This is a genomic window from Streptomyces sp., from assembly GCF_050698815.1.
In the GTDB taxonomy this organism is placed as follows: domain Bacteria; phylum Actinomycetota; class Actinomycetes; order Streptomycetales; family Streptomycetaceae; genus Streptomyces.
Window position 1 is genome coordinate 1 of the sequence record NZ_JBOHCV010000172.1, and the last position, 4,461, is coordinate 4,461.

3 protein-coding genes are annotated in these 4,461 nt (G+C 66.0%); 1 reads left to right on the forward strand and 2 read right to left on the reverse strand.

What is annotated here, in order from left to right; translation table 11 throughout:
* Positions 1–708: AMP-binding protein (locus tag ACRDP3_RS06495; protein WP_431515861.1), on the reverse strand; the 708-nt coding region annotated here is incomplete at its 3' end.
* A complete protein-coding gene (locus tag ACRDP3_RS06500; RefSeq protein ID WP_431515862.1) occupies positions 705–2,639 on the reverse strand; it encodes a beta-ketoacyl synthase N-terminal-like domain-containing protein in 1,935 nt (644 codons plus the stop codon). The genes ACRDP3_RS06500 and ACRDP3_RS06495, both read right to left, overlap by 4 nt.
* A 482-nt stretch (positions 2,640–3,121) precedes the next feature.
* Here ACRDP3_RS06500 and ACRDP3_RS06505 point away from each other — a divergent pair, with 482 nt between their 5' ends.
* Positions 3,122–4,129: a GAF domain-containing protein gene (locus ACRDP3_RS06505; RefSeq protein WP_431515863.1), complete on the forward strand. Its 1,008-nt coding sequence runs from the start codon at positions 3,122–3,124 to the stop codon at positions 4,127–4,129.
* Positions 4,130–4,461 lie beyond the last annotated feature (332 nt).

Consider the following 4,461-nt stretch of genomic DNA (forward strand, 5'->3'; position numbering starts at 1 on the left):
CGAGTTCACGAAGGTGACCGGGGACAGCAGTTGGCTGCGCTGCGGTACGACGAGGGTGCCCCCGCAGGTCCAGGTGACGAACAGGTCGTAGACAGAGCCGTCGAAGCTGAGGTCGAAGGTCTGTGAACAGCGGCTGCCCGGGGTCACGTCGTAGAGCGAGGACACGTAAGCGATGTACGTCACGGCGTTGCGGTGGAGGACGGGTACGCCCTTGGGGGTGCCGGTCGACCCTGATGTGAAGACGATGTAGGCGATGTCGTTCAGGGTCGACGGGCACGGAGGGAGAGCCGTATGCGCCTCGGTGGCCGGCACTGTCACCTGCTCGGGGCTCAACGTCAGCTTGGGGACGTCGAGTTCGGCGGTGGCGGGGTGGGGCTCGGTGATGAGGATCTCGATGTCCGCCGCCTCGGTGATGGCGGCGTTGCGACCGGGCGGGTAGTCCGGGTTGAGCGGGACGACCGTGGCGCCGGTGCGCAGAACGGCGAGATAGCCGACGTAGGAGAGGAGTGAGCGGTTGGAGAGAAGCCCGACACGGCGGGGCGCGACACCGTCGCTTGCGGTGACGATCCGAGCAGCTAACGCTTCGGCTGCGTCGCGCAGTTGACGGTAGGTCAGCGCTTGGTCGCCCACTTCCAGTGCGGTCTGCTCGCTGTGGCGGTCGGCTGCGGAGGCGAACTGCTCGTAGAGGTTCTGATGGTGACCACTCATACGGTCTGGGCCTCCAACCGCTGGAGCAGCGTGCGCAGTTGACCCACTGTGTGCAGAGATGCCAGCTCCTCGGCATCGATCTGGTAGCGGTGTTCTTGCGCCAGTTTCGCGATGATCTCGATTCGTGCCAGCGAGTCGATGCCGATGTCCGAGAGCAGAGAGCTGTCCCCGTACTCGGAGGAAGCACGGGCATGCTCGGCCAGGAGCGCAGCGGTCAGGTCGTCCCCGGACTCCTCGCCTGGATGCTCGCCCGGCCAGTAACGCTGAGTCTGCCAGGGGTAGCCCGGCAGCGGCACGAAGCGGCAGCCGCGGCCGAACAGGGCGTCCCACCGTACCGGTTGACCGCGGTGGTACTCCTCGGCGGCAGCCGAGAGCGCCGGCTCAGGGGCTGTGCGCGTCTCTTCACCGCGCAGCGCGGTGATCATGTCTTCGTGCGAGGCCCCGGTGACCGCCATCCGGTACGGATGATGCTGGCGGTGGATGGCCGCGCTGTAGCAGATGTCCCGCAGCGCGAGCGGCGAACCCTTGCCCCCGGGGGCGAGGTAGTCGATGTAGGCGCGAGCCAGGGCTTGGAGTGCCGCGGGGGTACGGGCGGACAGCGGCAGCAGATGCGCGGCGCCGGCGTCCGGCTCCGCCGGGATCAGGTCCGCGGGGGACGGTTCGCCTTCACGGAGCACCACGTGCGCGTTCAGACACGAGGCTCCCTGGCCGGTGACCCCCGCGATGGCCGGCCGGCCGCGGTCAGGGAAATCCTGCAGGGCTGTGGGCACCACAAGGGGCAACTTGTCCCAGTCGATGAACGGACTGGGGGTGGTCAGGTGCAGGCTGCGCGGTATCTGACGGTGTTCCAGGCACAGAACGGTTTTGATCAGCCCGGCGATGCCGCCGGCTCCCTCCGCGTAACCGATGTTGGCCTTGACCGAGCCGACATAGCACGGCCTGTCGGCCGGCCGGTCCTCACCGATGATCTCCCCCAAGGAGGCGAACTCCGCCTGGTCGAGCAGGGGGGAGCCGGACCCGTGCGCTTCGACGTAGCCCACCTCGGAGGGGGCCACCCCCGCGTCCTCGTACGCCCACCTGAGTACCTGGGTCTGCCCCTCAATGGAAGGCGCGAGCAGCGAATCGCTGGTGCGGCCGTTGTTGCTGACCGCGCTTCCCTGAATCACCGCCCGTATGCGGTCGCCGTCGGCCCTGGCAGCGAGGAGCGGTTTGAGAATGACGACCCCCACGGCGTCGCTCGGCGCGAAGCCGTCGGCTTCTGCGTCGGCGAATTTGCTGCGTCCGTCATGCGCGAGGGTTCCGGCCTGCGTCATCATGACGGCTTCGTCCGGGCGGAGCGCGATGTTCACACCTGCGACCAGGGCCAGCGGAATCTCCCCCGCTCGGATGCTCTGAACAGCCGTATGGACGGCCCCCAGTGAGGACGAGCAGGCGGTGTCGATCAGCACGCTGGGACCGCGCAGGTCGAGTTGGTAGGACAGCCGGGCCGGCAGCAGCCCCCGGAAATTGTTCAGCTGTGACGCTGTGACGGTTCGCAGCCCCTGCCGGAACTGAAGTTCCAGGAAGTCTGCGCGGGTGTTGCCCACGTAGACGCCGCTCCGGCTGCCCTCGAGCTCCTCGGGCAGCTGGCCGGCGTCTTCCAGCGCCTCCCAGGCCGTCATCAGCAGCAGCCTCTGCTGGGGGTCGAGGTCCGCTGCCTCGATGGGCGACATGCCGAAGAACTCCGCGTCGAATTCGGCGATGGAGTCCAGGTAGCCGGCGCGACGGCTGATGATCGTCCCTGGCGCCGAATGTGCGGAGTACAGCGCATCGACGTCATAACGCTCTGCGGGAGTCTCGCTTGTGGCGTCATGACCGCTTCGCAGCAGTTCCCAGAGTTGGTCCGGATCTGCGGCCCCGGGAAACCTGCAGGCCATGCCGATGACAGCCACCGACCGTGCGTCATCCTCCGTTGTCGTTCGCCTCACTACCGCCCCTCCCATGCCTGTGTGACGCGCGATGATGATGCCTCGCACCCGCCCGGAAGATGATCCTCCCACTCGCCCATCAGCCTTCCACCATGGCTCGAACTTGATGCGTTCCTGCCGTTTCTACCGTGACGTACTGGGCGGTAAGTCACAGGAGAGGCGCCAGGGACAGACACTTGATAGCCGTATGCCCGGTATGCGACTTGACTTTCTTCACCGTTTCTCGGCCTCGCAGCCGCAAATTTTTCGCAAACCGAACGGGGTACGTTTCAAGATTGACGGGAAGCGACCGCCACGCGAACCAGCAAGAGGTGGACGGCAGTTGTCCTCGCAGGCACCTGTCGGCGCAGCAGCGCCTCCCGAACGCGTGGATGACAGGTCCGCGATCGCCATTCGTACGAAGTGCGCCAGGACAGTACGCGCCAGGTCTGGTTTCATGTGCGGCCATGGACTCCACAACCTCCAACGAGACACAGCTCGCGGATGAGCAGCGCTTGCGCCGGCTGCAACGCCTTGGCCTCAACTCCCCTGAGCCCGAGGAGAAGTTCGACCGGATCGCCACGCTTGCGAGCAGCCTCGCCGACGCCCCCATCGCCATGGTCAACTTCATCGGCGGGCAGCAGATGTTTCGCGGCATGTGCTTCCCGGCGTCGGACGAGAAGCAGCACCCACAGGCAGGCATCCCCTTCGGGATCGGCGACCTCCCGCCGGCACCCGAGGCCCGCGACGCGTCCCTCGACGTCGGGTTCTGCCCCCATGTCGTCCGCCAGAAAGCCCAGTTGGCCATCGAAGACGTACTGGCCAGTCGCCATTACCGGAACAATCCCGTCGTCGAGGCGCTGAACATTCGCGCGTACCTCGGCACGCCCCTGCGGGACAACACCGGCTTGATCATCGGTACCGTGACCGTCGCCGACGTTCGCCCCCACCGATGGACCGAGAAACAAAAGTCGGAAATGCAGTTCCTGGCCGAGACATTGAAGCCCGAGTTCCAACTGCGGGACAGTGTTCTCGCCCAGCAGGAGGAACTGTTCGCGGTCTTCGACCGCGCGCCTTTCCCGATGATGCTCACCCAGGGGTCGGAGCACATGCTGCGCTTCGCCAACGCCCGCCAAGGGAGCGCCTTCGGCCCTGCTGACCAGCTGACACCGGGTCGGGAGGCATACCCTTCCCTCAAGGATGCCGGCGTCTTCGACACAGCGGACCGGGCATTGCGGGAAGCGGAGGTCACCGAGCTTCGAAGCGTGATCATCCGTTCTCATGACACCGACCTGTTCGAGCGATTCGACGTCACCTGCACTCCGGTGCGGCTCCGCCCCGAGGCCCCCGTCAACACAGTGCTGACGACAGCAATCACATCCACGGAATCGGCACACGGAAGTCAGCAGCAAAAACTGGCCCAAGACCTGGTGTCCCGCTTCGCCAATCCTCCGTCGCGGAATTCCGATAACTAAGTCAGACCCTGTGCAACAAGGCATCGGCTACCGATGAGAGTGGAGAATGCCCCGACTGAGTCTCGGCCACCGATTCAGGCCGAGCCAGGGCACACACGTGTCGCGCCTCGGCGGAGCATGCGGGCGGTGCTCCGCTCCATAGCGCCCTGAAATCCGTGAACTTCGGCACCGACGACTTCTTCATGAAGGCCTTCGACGCACTCAGCGCGCCCTGAGGGAGCCGTCATGCCTCCGGCAGCACTCCGCGCAGGCGGACCTGGGCGCGGTGCATCCGCTCACCCTCGATCGCGAGGTCGGGCGCGAGCAGGGTCTGTATCAGCAGTCCGTGGAAG

Coding starts and splice junctions, on each gene's coding strand:
- ACRDP3_RS06505 (WP_431515863.1), top strand. CDS start 3,122: ATGGACTCCACAACCTCCAACGAGACACAGCTCGCGGATGAGCAGCGC.